General features: G+C 58.9%; 16 protein-coding genes. 7 read left to right on the top strand and 9 right to left on the bottom strand.

Features of this window, described 5'->3' with window-relative positions:
• Position 1 precedes the first annotated feature (1 nt).
• From LT42_RS04095 to LT42_RS04070, 6 genes are read left to right on the top strand one after another with little or no spacing between them, the layout of a single operon-like run.
• Positions 2 to 799: an ABC transporter permease gene (locus LT42_RS04095; RefSeq protein ID WP_037010162.1), complete on the top strand. Its 798-nt coding sequence runs from the start codon at positions 2 to 4 to the stop codon at positions 797 to 799.
• A complete protein-coding gene (locus LT42_RS04090) occupies positions 796 to 1,962 on the top strand; it encodes an NAD(P)/FAD-dependent oxidoreductase (RefSeq protein ID WP_037010160.1) in 1,167 nt (388 codons plus the stop codon). The genes LT42_RS04095 and LT42_RS04090 overlap by 4 nt, the downstream gene beginning before the upstream one ends.
• A complete protein-coding gene (locus tag LT42_RS04085) occupies positions 1,952 to 2,305 on the top strand; it encodes a (2Fe-2S)-binding protein (protein ID WP_037010158.1) in 354 nt (117 codons plus the stop codon). Before LT42_RS04090 ends, LT42_RS04085 begins: the two co-directional genes overlap by 11 nt.
• The gene (locus LT42_RS04080) at positions 2,302 to 3,678 is read left to right on the top strand and encodes an FAD/NAD(P)-dependent oxidoreductase (protein WP_037010156.1); all 1,377 of its coding nucleotides are present in this window, start codon (positions 2,302 to 2,304) and stop codon (positions 3,676 to 3,678) included. The genes LT42_RS04085 and LT42_RS04080 overlap by 4 nt, the downstream gene beginning before the upstream one ends.
• Positions 3,671 to 4,864: an NAD(P)/FAD-dependent oxidoreductase gene (locus LT42_RS04075; protein WP_037010154.1), complete on the top strand. Its 1,194-nt coding sequence runs from the start codon at positions 3,671 to 3,673 to the stop codon at positions 4,862 to 4,864. The genes LT42_RS04080 and LT42_RS04075 overlap by 8 nt, the downstream gene beginning before the upstream one ends.
• A 9-nt stretch (positions 4,865 to 4,873) precedes the next feature.
• Positions 4,874 to 5,227, top strand: coding sequence for a RidA family protein (locus tag LT42_RS04070; protein ID WP_037010152.1), 354 nt, complete (start codon positions 4,874 to 4,876; stop codon positions 5,225 to 5,227).
• 66 nt (positions 5,228 to 5,293) lie between these two features.
• Here the strand turns inward: LT42_RS04070 and LT42_RS04065 are convergent, their stop codons facing one another.
• The 5 genes from LT42_RS04065 to LT42_RS04045 form a co-directional block, all read right to left on the bottom strand.
• Positions 5,294 to 5,536: a hypothetical protein gene (locus tag LT42_RS04065; protein ID WP_037010150.1), complete on the bottom strand. Its 243-nt coding sequence runs from the start codon at positions 5,534 to 5,536 to the stop codon at positions 5,294 to 5,296.
• A gap of 326 nt (positions 5,537 to 5,862) precedes the next feature.
• Positions 5,863 to 7,167 (bottom strand): tyrosine-type recombinase/integrase, encoded by a 1,305-nt coding sequence (locus LT42_RS04060; RefSeq protein ID WP_152597582.1) that lies wholly within the window; start codon positions 7,165 to 7,167, stop codon positions 5,863 to 5,865.
• Between the two features lie 1,221 nt (positions 7,168 to 8,388).
• On the bottom strand, positions 8,389 to 8,697 hold the full coding sequence (locus LT42_RS04055) for a hypothetical protein (protein ID WP_037010149.1): 309 nt from the start codon (positions 8,695 to 8,697) through the stop codon (positions 8,389 to 8,391).
• 606 nt (positions 8,698 to 9,303) lie between these two features.
• Positions 9,304 to 9,714 carry a lipoprotein gene (locus LT42_RS04050; protein WP_037010148.1) on the bottom strand — a complete coding sequence of 137 codons (411 nt, stop codon included), beginning with the start codon at positions 9,712 to 9,714 and terminating at the stop codon, positions 9,304 to 9,306.
• 191 nt (positions 9,715 to 9,905) lie between these two features.
• The gene (locus LT42_RS04045; protein ID WP_208855884.1) at positions 9,906 to 10,133 is read right to left on the bottom strand and encodes a DUF7661 family protein; all 228 of its coding nucleotides are present in this window, start codon (positions 10,131 to 10,133) and stop codon (positions 9,906 to 9,908) included.
• 461 nt (positions 10,134 to 10,594) lie between these two features.
• On the opposite strand from LT42_RS04045, the gene LT42_RS04040 reads away from it, so the two are divergent.
• On the top strand, positions 10,595 to 11,335 hold the full coding sequence (locus LT42_RS04040) for an alpha/beta fold hydrolase (RefSeq protein WP_276209523.1): 741 nt from the start codon (positions 10,595 to 10,597) through the stop codon (positions 11,333 to 11,335).
• A gap of 264 nt (positions 11,336 to 11,599) precedes the next feature.
• Here LT42_RS04040 and LT42_RS04035 read toward each other — a convergent pair whose 3' ends face one another.
• From LT42_RS04035 to LT42_RS04025, 4 genes are all read right to left on the bottom strand, one after another.
• The gene (locus LT42_RS04035) at positions 11,600 to 12,361 is read right to left on the bottom strand and encodes an SDR family NAD(P)-dependent oxidoreductase (RefSeq protein ID WP_081955307.1); all 762 of its coding nucleotides are present in this window, start codon (positions 12,359 to 12,361) and stop codon (positions 11,600 to 11,602) included.
• 308 nt (positions 12,362 to 12,669) lie between these two features.
• Positions 12,670 to 13,767 (bottom strand): alkene reductase, encoded by a 1,098-nt coding sequence (locus tag LT42_RS04030; protein WP_208855883.1) that lies wholly within the window; start codon positions 13,765 to 13,767, stop codon positions 12,670 to 12,672.
• A 42-nt stretch (positions 13,768 to 13,809) separates the two neighbouring features.
• Positions 13,810 to 13,947 (bottom strand): hypothetical protein, encoded by a 138-nt coding sequence (locus tag LT42_RS25900; protein WP_160176709.1) that lies wholly within the window; start codon positions 13,945 to 13,947, stop codon positions 13,810 to 13,812.
• 546 nt (positions 13,948 to 14,493) lie between these two features.
• Positions 14,494 to 15,225, bottom strand: coding sequence for a transporter substrate-binding domain-containing protein (locus LT42_RS04025; RefSeq protein WP_037010146.1), 732 nt, complete (start codon positions 15,223 to 15,225; stop codon positions 14,494 to 14,496).
• Positions 15,226 to 15,371 lie beyond the last annotated feature (146 nt).

Below are 15,371 nucleotides of genomic sequence, written 5' to 3'. Positions count from 1 at the left end.
CATGCACAAGAACGGAATTTTCTCGCTGCTGTTCCATGCCCTGTTCGTGATCTTCATCGTGGCACCACTGGTGGTGGTGATGGCGATGGCGTTCACCAGCAAGGGTTACCTGTCGCTGCCCATCGAGGGCTTGTCGCTGCGCTGGTTCAGGGCGCTGGCCGACAACCAGGAGATGCTCGATGCCTTCGCGCTGTCGATCAAGCTGGGCCTGGCCTCGGCGACCATTGCCGCGCTGCTGGCGATTCCCGCTGCACTGGCGATCAGTCGTTATGACTTTCCCGGGCGGGGCGCGGTAACCGGCTTTCTGCTGTCGCCGTTGATGATTCCGTCGGTGGTACTCGGCATTGCCTTTCTGCGCTTCTTCTCCCTGGCGCAAATCGGCGGCTCGTTCTGGGCGCTGACCCTGACCCACGTCATCGTCGTGCTGCCCTACGCATTGCGTCTGACGCTGGCCTCGACCATCGGCCTGGAGCGCGACATTGAACAGGCTGCGCTGTCGCTGGGCGCCAGCCGCTGGACGGCGTTTTACCGCGTGGTGCTGCCGAGGATCCGCACCGGCGTGGTCGGCGGCTGGATGCTGGCGTTCATTCAAAGCTTTGACGAACTGACCATGACCGTGTTCGTCGCCACACCCGGCACCACAACGTTGCCGGTGGCCATGTACAACCAGATTTCCCAGACCATCGATCCGTTGATCACCGCAGTGTCGACGGTGCTGATCGTCGGCACGCTGCTGCTGATGTTGATATTGGACCGCATGGTCGGATTGGACCGGGTGTTGATTGGAGAAGGCAAATGAGCCAGAGCACACAACACGCCCCGCAGCATCGCGCACCGGGCGTCATCGAATCCGACGTGATCGTGATCGGTGGCGGGCTGGTGGGCACGGCGGTGGCCTACGGCCTGACACGAGAGGGCGCCGACACGGTGGTGCTCGATCAGGGCGACGACGCGTTTCGCGCGTCACGGGGTAATTTCGGGTTGGTCTGGGTGCAGGGCAAAGGCCACGACCTGCCGGATTACTCGCGCTGGACACGCTCGTCGGCCACGCGCTGGCCGGGCTTTGCCGAGGCGCTGATGGCCGACAGCGGGGTGGACGTGCAGCTCAGGCAGCCGGGTGGCTTTCATATGTGCTTCAGCGACGAAGAGATGCTCGAACGCCAGTCGCGCCTGCAAACGCTGCAGGACGCGCTGGGCGACTACCCGTTCCAGATGCTCGACGCTGCTGACCTCAAGGCGCGCCTGCCGTTGATCGGGCCCACCGTCGTCGGCGCCAGCTATACGCCTCAAGACGGGCACGTCAATCCGTTGAAGCTGCTGCGGGCGCTGCATACCTCGGCGCAAAACAAAGGTGCGCGCTTTTACAACGGAGTGCAGGTCGATCGTCTCGACGGCTCGGCGGGCGAGTTTTGCGTGAGCGCGGGCAGTCAGCGCTTCGTCGCGCCGCGTGTGGTCCTCGCCGCTGGCTTGGGCAACCCAGGGCTTGCCCGGCAAGTGGGCCTGCATGCGCCGGTGGCGCCGAATCGCGGCCAGGTGCTGGTCAGCGAGCGGGTGCGGCCGTTTCTCGATCACCCGACCATCAACGTACGGCAGACCGACGAAGGCACGGTGCAGCTGGGCGATTCGATGGAGGAGGTCGGTTTCGATGACAACACTTCGACCCACGTGCTGGAGGCCATTGCCCGACGCGGCGTGGCGACGTTTCCGCTGCTGCGTGACGTGCGCCTGATTCGTGCCTGGGCCGCGCTCCGGGTCATGAGCCCGGATGGTTTTCCGATTTATCAGCAATCGGCCACTCACCCGGGCGCTTTCGTCGTGACCTGCCACAGCGGTGTGACCCTGGCCGCCGCCCACGCCCTGCGCATTGCGCCATGGGTCATGGGCGGCGCGATGCCAGACGAGCTCGGGGTGTTTGCCGGCGAGCGGTTTTTGACTGACAAGGTGTTTTCCCATGCGCACTGATCCGCTGTTTCAACCGGTCATGAGTGAGGTCCGCTCGACGCGGACCGTCACCCTGAGCTTCAACGATCAAGCCCTCGAAGTGCCGGCGGGCATCAGTGTGGCGGCAGCGCTGCTGATGTCGGGCATCCATCGCTTTCGCGCCACGCCGGTCAGCGAATCCCCGCGCGCGCCGTATTGCATGATGGGGGTATGTTTTGAATGCCTGGTCGAAATCGACGGCGCGCCCAACCGGCAGAGCTGCCTCATCGAGGTGGCGGACGGTATGCGCATCCGCTCACAGGAAGGCGCCCGGGACCTGATTTTCCAGCCTGTCAGTGTTCAAGCCGTCGAGGTGCAGTCATGAGTCACTCTGCAGTGGATGTGGTGGTCGTTGGCGCAGGTGCCGCCGGCATGGCGGGCGCCGTTGCACTGGCCGGGCTGGGCCTGCAAGTGGTGTTGCTCGACGAGCAGGGCAGTCCGGGCGGGCAAATTTACCGCGGCATCACCCTGGCGCCGTTGTCGCGGCGCGACCTGCTGGGTCCGGACTACGCCCACGGGAACGTGCTGGCCCAGGCATTGGCGTCGTCGTCGGTGCGTTACGAAAAAGGCGCTGCGGTGTGGCAGGTCACGCGGGACCATCAGGTCAGTTACTTGCGCGACGGACGCCTTCATACCCTGCAAGCCAAAGCGGTTCTGTTGGCCACCGGCGCCATGGAGCGGCCATTCCCGATTCCGGGCTGGACCTTGCCCGGTGTCATGAGCGCGGGCGCTGCGCAGATTCTGTTGAAAAGCGCCGGCCTTGCACCGAGCGAGCCGGTGGTGCTGGCAGGCTGCGGCCCGCTGTTGTATTTGCTGGGCTGGCAATACCTGCGCGCAGGCGTGCCGATCAAGGCGCTGGTCGACACCACGCGGCCTGAGGACTACTGGCGCGCACGACGTCACCTGTTCGCGGCGCTGCGGGCCTGGCCGTATCTGCGCAAGGGACTGGAGTTGATGCGCAGCCTGAGCAGCGCGCGCATCCCTCACTACACAGCTGCCGAACAGCTGGCCGTGGAAGGCGACGAGGCTGCCACCGCGCTGACGTTCACCGTCGCGGGCAAGGCGCAGCGTATCGACAGCCGCTGCGTGCTGCTGCATCAAGGCGTGGTGCCGAACATCCAGTTCAGTCAGTCACTGCGCGCCCGGCATTACTGGGACGCGGATCAACTGTGCTTCAGCCCGGTGGTGGACGCATGGGGCGAGCTGGACGTGCCCGGTATTTTCGCCGCCGGTGACGGCGCCGGGATTGGCGGTGCGCAAGCCGCTGCGCTGCAGGGCGAACTGGCGGGGTTGGGGATTGCCCAGCGCCTGGGGGCCATTGAAGCGGGCCAGCGCGACCCGCGCGCGGCGACACTGCGCGAGCGGCTGGCGTTGAATCTGCGCATCCGCCCGTTTCTCGATGCGCTGTACCAGCCGCGGGAGGAGAATCGCATCCCCGCTGATAACGTCATGGTGTGCCGCTGCGAGGAGGTCACGGCCGGTGACCTGCGCAAGTTTGTCGCGCTGGGCTGTGCCGGGCCCAATCAGGCCAAGTCATTCGGCCGCTGTGGCATGGGGCCCTGTCAGGGCAGGATGTGCGGCCTGACGGTCACCGAAGTCATCGCCAAGGCCCGCGGCGTCACGGCCGAGGAGGTCGGGTACTACCGCATCCGTCCACCGATCAAGCCCATCACCCTGGGAGAACTGGCCGGTGACTGAAAAAGGCGGTCAACACAGCGACGTGCTGGTCATCGGCGGTGGCATCCACGGCCTGAGCACGGCCTTTCATCTGGCCCAAAGCGGCGTGGCGGTCACGGTGCTGGAAGCGGACTACTGCGGTCGCCACGCGTCGGGCGTCAATGCAGGGGGCGTGCGCACGCTTGGTCGCCACGACGCCGAAATCCCCCTGGCCCTGTCATCCCGTGCGCTGTGGCACGAGCTGGCGCAAACGCTGGGCGACGATGGCGGTTTTGTGCCCAGCGGCCAATTGAAACTGGCCGAGACGGCCGCCGAACTGGAAGAGTGCCGGCAGCGTGTCGCCCACCTGCAACGCCTCGGTTACACCCATGAAGTGCTGGTAGACGAGCAAGAGGTTTTCGACATCATCCCGACCGTTGCCCGGCATGTGGTGGGCGGGATCTGGGTCAAGGACGATGGCTACGCCGTGCCTTACAAAACCGTGACCAGCTTCCGCCGCGCGGCGCAGCGGCTCGGCGTGAAGGTGCTGGAAACCACGCCGGCGCAGCGCATCGAACAACGCGGCAGCCGCTGGCAGGTCAGTACGCCCGCAGGGGTATTCAGCGCCGAACATTTGGTCATCACCGCCGGTGCCTGGGCGCGCGAACTGGCCGAGCAGGTCGGCGAATCGGTGCCGGCTCACCCTGAGGGGCTGATGCTGATGGTCACTCATCGGGTCGCGCCGTTTTGTGCTCCGGTACTGGGCGCGACCGGTCGCTCACTGTCGTTTAAACAATTTGCCAACGGCACGGTGGTGATCGGCGGCAAACTGATCGGCACGGTGGATTTTCCGGGGCGTCACGGTGAAGTCGATCTCACCCGGCTGAGCATCAGCGCCCGTACGGTCACTGACCTGTTCCCCCATCTCAAACACTTGGGCGTCAACCGCATCTGGGCGGGCGTCGAGGCGTTCACGGCGGACGATTTGCCCGTCATCGGGGCCAGCCGCAAGGCCAGTAACCTGAGTTATTCCTTTGGTTTCTGCGGCAGTGGCTTTCAGATGGGCCCTGGCACCGGCAAGCGTCTGGCCCAGCAGATCCTCGGCGAGCACTCCGATATTTCGCTGGACGCCTTTGATGTCGGCCGTTTCGCTGCCATGCCCGAGCTGACTGATATAAGGAGTGCCCACCTCACTCACCCAACCGATATTTCCCTGTCATCCCACTAGGAGTTACCCATGCTGGACATCAACCGTATCGAAACCAATCAACGCATGAGCCGCGTCGTGCAGTGCAACGGCTTCACCTTCCTTGGCGGGCAGACCGCGACGGATCGCACGCTGGACATCAAGGGGCAAACAGCGCAAGTGCTGGAGAAAATCGATAACTACCTGGCAAAAGCCGGCTTGGACAAGACGCGGATTCTCACCGCCCAGGTCTGGCTTTCGGACATCGCGGCGAATTTCGCGGGCATGAATGAAGTGTGGGATGCCTGGGCGCCGGAAGGGCATGCTCCGGCGCGGGCGACCGTTGAATCACGACTGGCTGCACCGGATTTGCTGGTGGAAATTACCGTGGTAGCCGCAGGCTGAATCAGGCTTTCGTGCTGAATTGAACACTGCGCCGGGCCGGGGTTAGACCTGGGCCGGCGTCGTAACTTACGGGCTGACAGACGCTTCGGCGGAGTTGGTCACAAGATGGTTTTTGGTACTGCGTCGCTGTTGGGTCACGAGCACCTGCGGCACTGACGAACAGCGGTATCTGATGCCCTTCCTGGCGGGCATCATGGTAATGCTTTCGATGCATTCGGCGCGCGTCGAATAGGCGGTGGGCTGGTTCTCATCCAGGCAACCTTCCGCGCCGGAACACATGCTCATTACGACCATAAATATGCTCTTCATTGCTCACATTCCTTTCAGGCAAATCACGGCGAGGACAGCTCTTGTGGTGCCAAGTTTGAGGGCTGGTGCTGGCAGAAGGCAATGTGGTGGTCGTGCATTTCGTCGGGAATATGACGCTTTTTTGGATCCAGTGAAAATTCGGTCGCGCGAACCGTTGTTTATTTGACGCCAACTCCACTTAATCGTGCAGGTTGCCGTGCCAGGTTGCGTCTACTACGCGGGCGACAGCGCAGCCAACCCCGTATAGGGGGGAAGCGCAATCCCTGTAGCCGATACTCAGGCAGATGCTTGGCGGGTCTACTATCCGGCCTGTGAAGCGGGATTCGTCAGGTACGCTCTTTCATCGGCAGGCGCTTGACCGAGTACGCGCGTTTCTCGTCCTCGGAGTTGTAGTAGACGTTCTGCGTGGTGCTGAGGCTGTTGTGACGCAAATCCACCTGCAGGTCTTTCATGTCGCGGTGCGGCGCGTCGAAGGTTGCTGAGGTGTGGCGCAGCCAGTGCAACGACGCGGCGCGCAGGCGGCCCACGTCTTCGTCCGGCCAGTGTTCGGCCTGCATGCGCTGCAGCGCGCGATCAAATACTTGCTGCAACAGCACGCGGATATGCCGATCTGACAACCCCGCGCGACCCCGCTGAGTGGCAATCAGGGGCGTGCTTTCACGGAAGCCGGGCAGGGGAGACAGGCCCTGATGTAGCCGCCAGCGTTTGAGGTAGTTCTCGACATAATCGTCGCGCACGCTGATTTTGCCGGCCTTGTTGCCTTTGCCGACCACGTGATACCACCAATTGCCGGCGCCGTCCTTGCGCAGATCCCCCATGGTCGGCTTCCAGTTGTCTCGGCCGACCAGGTCGGAAACGCGCAGGTACATGGCAAAGATCGTCGCCACGATAAACAGGGTGCGCTCGTACCTCGGGTCCTCGGTAGCCAGCAGCTCGGCCGTCTCCAGCACGAAGTCCCACTGCAACGAGGTCAGGATGCGGGTGTCCTGATTGTCGGTGTTGCGTTCTTTGTATTTGCTCTTTTGCTTCACCGCGCGGAACGGGTTTTGCTCGCAAAAACCTTCGTCGATGGCATGCTGGAAGAAGCTGCCGCACACTGCGAAAATCTGCGCGATAGAGCCTTGCGCCAGTCGGTAAGCGTCCTGCTGGGCGGGCCGGTTCTGCTCTTGGGCGCGCTTGCGTTCTTCTTTGGCGACGGTCTGGCTGAACGGGCGCCAGTCGGGGTTGAGCACAAAGGTATCGGTCGCGGTTTTTTTGCGCGCGCCGATGCGGTTGAAGCGGGATTTCACCACCGGACCGACCCAGGCAGGGTCGGGCGCCAGGCAGAACTCCATGAAGCTCTCGGCCTGGGTGCGGCGCATGGCGAGCAGGGGTGTGCGGGATTTCACCAGCGTCCACAGCAGCAGGCGTTCGACATGAGTACGGTACGAGTTGAACGTGGACTCATTGCCGGCGTAGGACTTGAGAAAGCTGCGCACGGCGCGATAGCCTTCGATGGCTTGGGTCTCGGCAGGGAATTGCTCCAGATATTCCCGGATAGCGGGGAGCTCTTCCTTTAAGGAGCTGAAATTGAGCTCGCCGAACTTCGCGTAGGTTTCGAACAGCGGATGAGGTGACGATGGCGCGGGCATGAGAATTCGCTTGCTGACAACGCGGGAGGTGGCGGCATGATCGTGCAGCTCGGGCGTATATGCAATATCCGGGTCTGACAGTTATCGGATATTGCATTTGTGGCGGGGGGTGTGCTAGTGCCGGGCGTTAAACCCTGGGCTCTGTAATCGATTGTTCCGGCTAGCTCAAGACTATCCAGCGTTAAACGGTGTGTGAACGGGCTGTTTTAAGTGAGTTGATTCACGCTAAGTGCCTGTTTCGACGAGTTTTCTGCTGAGAAAGTACAACCATCCGCAGCTATGTTGGCTGCCTAAACCCCCGTATTTGCTGGGTTCGGTGGTGTTTTCGGCGCAGGGATGGGCAACTGCGGTGGGTCAGCGAGGCGCTCTAGCTTGGCCGACTCATGTGGATGGCTCCCGGCCTAGATGTTAGGTGGCGGTCTCGGGAGGCCGGCTTGCTGCGGGCTGAGACGGATGCAATTGCCAGCCCGGGCCTGCGGTTGCCGTGCGCTTAGCTGATGTCGGGTACTCACATGATTGTCGTTGTAAAGAATGACTTTGGTTGACTATGCCCGAGCTCCAGACGGGACTGTCCCTGTGCATGATGATTGGCGATGCGCTGAAGACTCGGCCCTGATGAGTGGCCGTTAATGATTGATCAGTGTTATTAGAAAGCCAGGTGGCAATCGACCAGCTCGACGTGGTTGCGGTGTTCAGCAACTGACCGGATCTGTTTCATGCAGACGGACCGGGGCTGGTTGATCAGCGCCGATGTAGCGGTGAACGAATAGCAGGAACGTACATGAGCGAGGTCGAAAACGCTTGGGTCGAGCGCGTTGAGATAGACAGGATGAGGAAGCTGGGCGAGACGGACTCGAGGGCTATGGTGAAATGCGCTCACCAACCACCCTGATAACGAAACATCCTGTTACGCATAATGTATATTATGTTAAATTATGTGTCGGGCTTTGGTTGGTAGCGCGGTAACCGATACCTAAAATCAGATTTGCCTCTGATGATCGTACCGGCTGGAAATCAGTCACATACACCTCTTCCCCATACTGTCTCCGCAACCCGGCTACCTTATCGGAGCGCTTCGATTGTCTCTCGATAGAGCATCTCAGCGACATGCGGTTGCTGTTCACAACAACCGGCGCATGGTGTCGGCACCTTTACTCTGCAACTCTGGCAAACCCATAACGACGTGCTTGGGCCAGAAAGCGGACGGGACGACGGTCGCAACTAGATCACATCAACCCTGGAAACCCTGATCACCATCTCTTCTTGTGCAAAGCGTCTTTCAAGCTCGGCTTTATAACTTTCCCACCATGGTCGATCCAACTGCTGCAGCATTATTTCGTAGATAACAATGGCGTCGTGACTCCTGCCTGCCTGGTGCGTATTCCATAGCCCTTCGACAGGCACCCGCGTGAATGCCGTCATTCCGCCAAAGCGTTCCAATAACTCTTCGCGAACCTGGGAAAATAGTTCAGATCGAAACTCCCTACCTTCGTTGTCACGCTGAGGGAGAAAAATTTCCACTAAATACATTTTTTCCTCGTGGATTGAGTGCATGAGGTCTGAATGGGATGAGGCAAGTTGTTGCTAGTTGAGGTAGAGACAAAAGGCCAAGCGGTCGAGTTCGATAGACAGGCGCAATGCTTTCTCCAACGGTTCCTGCGGCCAAGCATGCTCCCGGCATGACGCGAGAAACCCAGGCACCTTGGCAAACCTTCAGACAGGTTGTGCTCTCACGGGGAAAACGCCAGGTCTTCATGGCGGTCGGCTGTACAGATGGCTTCGGTCGCAGTTTCGACAAGAGGGTACGGATTCGGTCGATTGGCGCTGCGGTATGAACCGCCCTCCTCTGCGGCCCCTCCTCCTTGTAGCTAATGCGCGCTCGGCTTGCGGATTGCTACAGTCCGACGTCCGTTATCGTCGCGCTGGTTTTGACTTTGGGGCGAAGCAGCCACCTCGCAGTGCCCAATAGACGGATCATTGCTATCAGGCGCTGCGAGTTTCGACGACGATTTACCGACCAGGCAAAATGATCGATTACAGATTGCATGCGGTTCGTCGAGCGCAAACCAAGTAAACCTGATTCACGCGCAGCTGAGATGCCTCTGCTCAGCTTACGACGGCCCTGAACGACAACTGTTAGCCGCGAATCCGATGTTCCGTGAAGGAGTAGTCTTCTTGGCAGTCCCCTGCAGGATCTGATTCGACACTGGTGTAATGGACGGTGTCGGCATCGAGGAACTTGTAGCTGTAGACGTCTGGCGAGGACACGCCAACTGTCTTCATCGCATTCTTCCCGTTAGCTGCTGTCCATGTCCCGTGCTCCACTTGGATGCGCTGGGACTGCTGAGCGTCCCGGTAGAATGTGACCGTGAATTTCCCGTCTTGCTGGAAGCTGGTATTCCACGACAAGAACTGACACTTACCGTTTGCTTCTCGCAAACCCTTCCACGAGCCCACCAAGGCTGGATCGTTCACAGGTTTGTTAGCTGCGCAGCCGCCAAGCACTGCTGTGAGGGCGACGATGCCGAATGAGATACTCCGTTTCACCTAAACTTCCTTCTGCAAAGTAATCGAATACGCGGCGCTAATATGCACACCAAATAGATATCGACCGTTGGGTAGAAATCTTTTGCCATCTCGGATTCGATCTTCACCCAAAATCAACAAATCCTCAGTGGCCGTTTTCTTTGATCTTAACAAAGGCCGATTCGTGGCTGGGTTGTTAGTGCAAGTCGTGCTCACTTGATTCGAACGACGGTCGGATACTCAGCGGTCGCCGATTCGTGATACATGTCATCAAGCCAGGTGGCGATCCCTTGCTCGTCTACAAAATCAGGAATCACTATCTCCCAAAGCCGCGAGTGCTTGCCTTGGCTTTCGTCCAATCGAAAGACCTGCCAATCTCCATCGATCTTCTTGACACCCATCATTCGTCCGAAAACCTGAAAGACCATCATTCCCATCATCAAATCAATCTCCTGGCTGACTCGCTCTGGCGTAGCTAAAAGCGCAACAGCTTGGCCAGTGATCTCGCTTTTGATGCCGTCATAACGCTGGTGCCATGACCATTGCCCGATTGCGCGTGGTAGAACCGCGACGAAATGTGACTCTGGAACCTCCCAGGATTAGCTTGGCTTCCGTCGCGCCTATGACCCCTACTCATAGGATAACAACACGCCTTGTTGGGATATTGGGGCCTGCCTAGAGTGGCATCCATCGCAGCGCACCAAGCGCTCGACGATCGACCCACGAGCATCGAACGCGGTCTGGTTATCGACTTCACACTCGCTCCCGGCGCCTCTGGCGCTGGCGACAGTGCTCAAGAAACCACCGACGTTTAGTTTGCCGACTCAATGCTGACCCCAATCAAACTTGCCATAAGGAATATAAAGATGAAATCCAAAACCACAATTGCCGCTCTCATCTCATCTCTCACGCTGGCAGCGCTTACAACTGCAGTTGCTGCACAGGAAAAAAAACCGCCGCGGTAGAGCCCGCCAAAACGGTCGTACTCGTACACGGCGCGTTCGCTGACGGTTCATCGTGGAGCAAAGTGATTCCGTTACTTGAGAAAGCTGGACTGAAAGTGGTCGCGGTGCAGAATTCTCTGGACTCACTGGACGGCGACGTCGTAGCTGCCAACCGCGCGATCAACGATGCGCAAGGGCCTGTGGTTCTGGTAGGACACTCATGGGCAGGCGCTGTCATCAGCGACGCCGGCGTCAACGACAAGGTCAAATCCTTGGTGTATGTGGCGGCTTACGCACCTGATGATGGCCAATCTGTGTACGACTCAGCTAAACCCTATCCGCAGATGCCAGGATTGGCGTCTTTCGTGAAAGATGCCGATGGCTACCTGAAGGTCAGCGACGCAGGCGTCGCCAGGTTTTTCGCACCTGACCTTTCCCCTTCCGAACAGAAACTGATTGCCGCCACTCAAGGCGCCTTGAACAGCAAAGCACTGAGCCAGCCAGTGCCCCATGCTGCCTGGCACAAGGTGCCTTCATTCGCAGTGGTAGCCGCTAATGACTTGATCATCTCGCCGCAGCAGCAACGCGATCAGGCCAAGCGCATGAACGCCACTTCTGTCGAAGTGCCTTCAAGCCATGTTGCAATGCTTGCTTATCCGAAAACAGTCGCGGATCTGATTATCAAAGCGGCCAAATGATCGATGAATCATCGCAACGATTCGCCTTTCTCTATCAACTTTGGCATGCGAGATGACAATCATGAACTGGTAAATAACAGACTGTACTCAATAGGCCCGGCTAAATGTCGGGCTTGCTCGTTGACGCCGCCAAGTCTTGAGCGAGCATGGTCTGTATGGGGAAGTTCTCCCGCTTACTCTGACGCTACGGTGTCCGTCTGACGTTGGGTCGGCATGGGAATAGCGGACTCGTCGTTTCGCTTACTACACCGGAGCGCGCTGATCCTAGGTCAGATTCAATCCCCCATCCATAAGGAGTATTTCTCCGGTCAAATAGTCTGACTCGACCAGCATGGCAACCGCTTTTGCGATGTCGTCCGGGCTCGCGGCCCTGCGCATGGGTGCCCGAGTTCGCCACAGCGCTTGAGCCTCTGTCCACTCTGCAGTTAGAGGCGTGTCGACCAACCCAGGCGCCACGGCGTTTACGCGAATTTCTGGCCCAAGCGACACCGCAAGCAAGCGGGTCATGTGATTCAGCGCAGCTTTGCTTACCGCATAGGGAATCGATGCGCCCTTGGGACGGACACCGGCGTGGGAGCTGATGTTTACTATGCATCCTGGTCGACCGGAACGGGCGGCATCGCGCAACGCCGACTCGGCCAAAGTGACCAAATGAAACGGCGCAACAACATTAATCTCGTTAAGTTCGTGCCATACGGTGGAGCTTGCAGAGGCAAGGTCGCCGTGCGGGATGACTCTGCTGATACCAGCGTTATTGACCAGAACATCAAGCTGTCCCCACGCCGCAATAGCCTCATTGATGAGCCTGACCCTGTCCGCCTCGATGGAAAGATCAGCTTGCACGTAAGTGGCCCGCTTCAGTTCCGCAACCATGCCGAGTCCCGTATCCGCAGAGTTTCTGGAATGGAGCACCACGGCGTAGCCTTCTTGGCTGAATTTGCGAGCAATGGCTGCGCCGATACCGGATGTCGATCCTGTCACCAACACTACGCGTAATGCGTCACCCATTGCCGGGTTGAGTTTCATAGGGTGTCTCGACTGATCGCTAAAAGAGTAAGCGGCAGCGTACACACCTTGCACTGATCAGTCAGTGCATCCGCTGAGGCCGTACCCTCTATAGAATCTTACTGGCGCGCTGGGTAGGAACATCCTTGAGCGAAGCACCGGCAAATCGCGAGGGCCAGGTCACGAGTAGGTGAGCCACGACCTACAGTCTTGTAGAAGCGACCAGCTTCAAGTCTGCGCTGCTGCCACGTGACTAAGTCCTAATATTGAGCATAAAAAAACCGTCGGCTGACGACGGTTTTAAAAAGGGACTTTAGCGCAAGGAACGTTTATTTCATCGCAGGCCAGTCCGAATAGCCAGTCGAGTCACCACCGTACCAGTAGACCTTGGGTGCTTCAGCCAACGGCGCTCCGCTGCCCAGACGATAAATCAGGTCAGGGTTGGCGATAAAAGGGCGGCCAATGCTAAACAAGTCCGCTTCCCCCGCCGCGAGCGTTTGCTCGGCCAGATCAAGTGTGTACTGGTTATTGGCGATGTAGGCTCCGCTGAAACGCTGCCGCAGTAGTTTAAAGTCGACGCCGTTGGCCTCTTCGCGACTGAGCTGAGTTACGCCCTCAATTTCATGGATATACAGCACGCCCAATTCAGATAGCGCGGCAACATAGGCGCCGAAAGTGGTCATGGTATTGCTGTCCAGGGGTGTTTCGCCTGGCGTTGTAGTTACTGGAGAGATGCGGATGCCTACACGTTCGGCGCCCCACACGTCGATGACTGCTTTGACCACATCCAGAGGGAAGCGCAGGCGGTTTTGCAGTGAACCCCCATAACGGTCTGCGCGAACATTCGTGCTGTCGCGAACGAACTGCTCAAGCAGATAGTTATTAGCCGAATGTACTTCTACACCATCAAAACCGGCGATCTGGGCGTTCTGCGCGGCTCGGCGATAATCCTCTACGATCAGCGGGATCTCATCGGTTTCCAGCGCCCGGGGCGTAACGAAATCTTTCATTCCCTCATAAACCCGGATTTGCCCATGAGGCTTGATCGCCGATGGCGCTACGGGAAGCCCTCCGTTGTGCATGTCAGGGTGCGACATGCGCCCGGTGTGCCAAAGCTGAAGGAAAATTTTACCGTCATGGCGATGCACCTCATCGGTCACACGTTTCCACGCGGCGATTTGCGCCTCAGTCCAGATCCCGGGCGTTCGCGTGTAGCCCCGAGCCTGGGCGGAAATATTGGTCGCTTCAGTCACAATCAAACCGGCGCCTGCCCGCTGGCCGTAATATTCAGCGACGTAGTCAGGCTGAACACCGGCATCATCGGCGCGACTGCGAGTCATCGGCGCCATCACAATTCGGTTTTTCAGTTGCAGTCCGCCCAGGGTGACGGGCTGCAGCACGGGACTCGCGGAACGATCACTCATCATATTTTTCTCTCTGCACGTCAAGGTAAATGTGGATGCGCTCAGTCAATGGCCTTGGCCCATACGGCCTGCGCATTCTTCGCTTGGGGTCTGAGACGGGTAAGTCGCGATCAGCTCACCCGTCGCCGGGTTACGCGAGGTGGCAAAGGCAGGGGCGTTCGAGGCAGCGTTTAGATTGGTCATCGGGATCACCTCGTTAACGATGGTGCAGCACGTTATGCGCTGCAATGACCGTCACATTAGGCAAGTCCGATAGGGCCAAGAAGGCATGTTGTTATCCTATGACTGCAGATCATAGGCAGTGTGGGCAGGACAGATACGAGGTGCACTTGAGTGAAGTGAATTTAGCCCCCACCGGATGCATGAGAACCATGCGCGAGAGGCAGGATAGCCTGCAGTTGGAGGTGGGCCTGACACCGTCACACCCGCGAGGTTGATCAGGCACGCTTACACTGCAACAAATGCCGGACCTCCCATTACCGGCCCGAACTCGACCCGTTTGACCGATCCTGGTCATTCCCAAGCTCACATCCTCACCAAGGGTTGCATCCGCGCCTTCGCTGCTTGTCGCGCCTTCATTCAAGCGCGCGATCTTCACCGCCCTGCCCTCGTCCAAGCAGCTTTCTGATGCGCCATTCAAGTCCAAGCCGGTTTAGTAATTTTCTCACCTGAGCCCGAGTCGCTTCGCAGGAACGACCGAGCCAAACCGAAAGTCGGCTGATTAGCGGATCACGCCAAAGGCGCGACCATCACATCGGTCTGGCCATTCTCGTTCAGAACAGCACGCACAAAGCCTTCAGCCTTCTTGCGCTCAACAAAATCACGGACAAACGCCGCACCTGCCTGGCGAGATTGAGGAACGGCCATGGCTTGGCGGATGGATGTGAATGCCCCATCAAGAACACGGTAAGAGTGATCACCGGCTGCGATCTTTTCCAGCGGTTGTCTTACACCCGCAGCTGCATCAAGAGACTGCTCGATGTAAATATCCACGGCACCGGCGGAGGTTGCTGCACGTTCAAGCTGCGCATGCTTCAGCGTGCGGGAAAGAAACAGGTCATAGGCGGCCCCTTTGCCCACCGCGATTTTGACGCCTGCCTTATCAAGGTCCTCTACCTGCTGATATGCCGAATCAGCGGCCACCAAATAGGTACCCTCGATGATCACGTATGGTTCGCTGAAGGCGATCTGCTCTTCGCGCACGGGCTCAATGGCCAGAAATGCGACATTCCAGACGCCCTCTTCAAGCGCTGCGAACACCTTCCCGGCGGCATCAAAGGTGACCATCTGCAACGGCACGCCAAGTTCCTTAGCCAAAGCCTTGGCCAATTCCACCGAGATCCCTTGGGCTGAGCCATCCGCCTTCTGTTGCGCCAGGACAGGATTGCCGAAATTAATCGCGGCGCGCAGCACACCTTCCGGAGCCAGATCTTGCAGCACTTCATGGTCGAGAAAGGTCATTTGTTTACTCCGGGTTTAAGTTCAGTCGTCCTTACACTTTTATCAACGCGCCTCACCACCGTACTGACTGCAAAGCACGGAAAGTGTAACCAAGGAGCGATTTAGTTTCGTAGTTCTGTGGGCTGTGGGAGCACGGTTTGCGCTGC

Source organism: Pseudomonas lutea (genome assembly GCF_000759445.1).
In the GTDB taxonomy this organism is placed as follows: Bacteria; Pseudomonadota; Gammaproteobacteria; order Pseudomonadales; family Pseudomonadaceae; genus Aquipseudomonas; species Aquipseudomonas lutea.
The sequence above is the reverse complement of the archived record's forward strand: the minus strand, read 5'-3'. Positions and strand labels throughout refer to the sequence as shown.

Bases quoted from the DNA above. Each gene is read 5' to 3' on its own strand.
- LT42_RS04095 (WP_037010162.1), top strand. From the start codon at position 2: ATGCACAAGAACGGAATTTTCTCGCTGCTGTTCCATGCCCTGTTCGTG.
- LT42_RS04090 (WP_037010160.1), top strand. From the start codon at position 796: ATGAGCCAGAGCACACAACACGCCCCGCAGCATCGCGCACCGGGCGTC.
- LT42_RS04085 (WP_037010158.1), top strand. From the start codon at position 1,952: ATGCGCACTGATCCGCTGTTTCAACCGGTCATGAGTGAGGTCCGCTCG.
- LT42_RS04080 (WP_037010156.1), top strand. From the start codon at position 2,302: ATGAGTCACTCTGCAGTGGATGTGGTGGTCGTTGGCGCAGGTGCCGCC.
- LT42_RS04070 (WP_037010152.1), top strand. From the start codon at position 4,874: ATGCTGGACATCAACCGTATCGAAACCAATCAACGCATGAGCCGCGTC.
- LT42_RS04065 (WP_037010150.1), bottom strand. From the start codon at position 5,536: ATGAAGAGCATATTTATGGTCGTAATGAGCATGTGTTCCGGCGCGGAA.
- LT42_RS04060 (WP_152597582.1), bottom strand. From the start codon at position 7,167: ATGCCCGCGCCATCGTCACCTCATCCGCTGTTCGAAACCTACGCGAAG.
- LT42_RS04055 (WP_037010149.1), bottom strand. From the start codon at position 8,697: ATGTATTTAGTGGAAATTTTTCTCCCTCAGCGTGACAACGAAGGTAGG.
- LT42_RS04045 (WP_208855884.1), bottom strand. From the start codon at position 10,133: ATGATGGGAATGATGGTCTTTCAGGTTTTCGGACGAATGATGGGTGTC.
- LT42_RS04035 (WP_081955307.1), bottom strand. From the start codon at position 12,361: ATGAAACTCAACCCGGCAATGGGTGACGCATTACGCGTAGTGTTGGTG.
- LT42_RS04030 (WP_208855883.1), bottom strand. From the start codon at position 13,767: ATGATGAGTGATCGTTCCGCGAGTCCCGTGCTGCAGCCCGTCACCCTG.
- LT42_RS25900 (WP_160176709.1), bottom strand. From the start codon at position 13,947: ATGACCAATCTAAACGCTGCCTCGAACGCCCCTGCCTTTGCCACCTCG.
- LT42_RS04025 (WP_037010146.1), bottom strand. From the start codon at position 15,225: ATGACCTTTCTCGACCATGAAGTGCTGCAAGATCTGGCTCCGGAAGGT.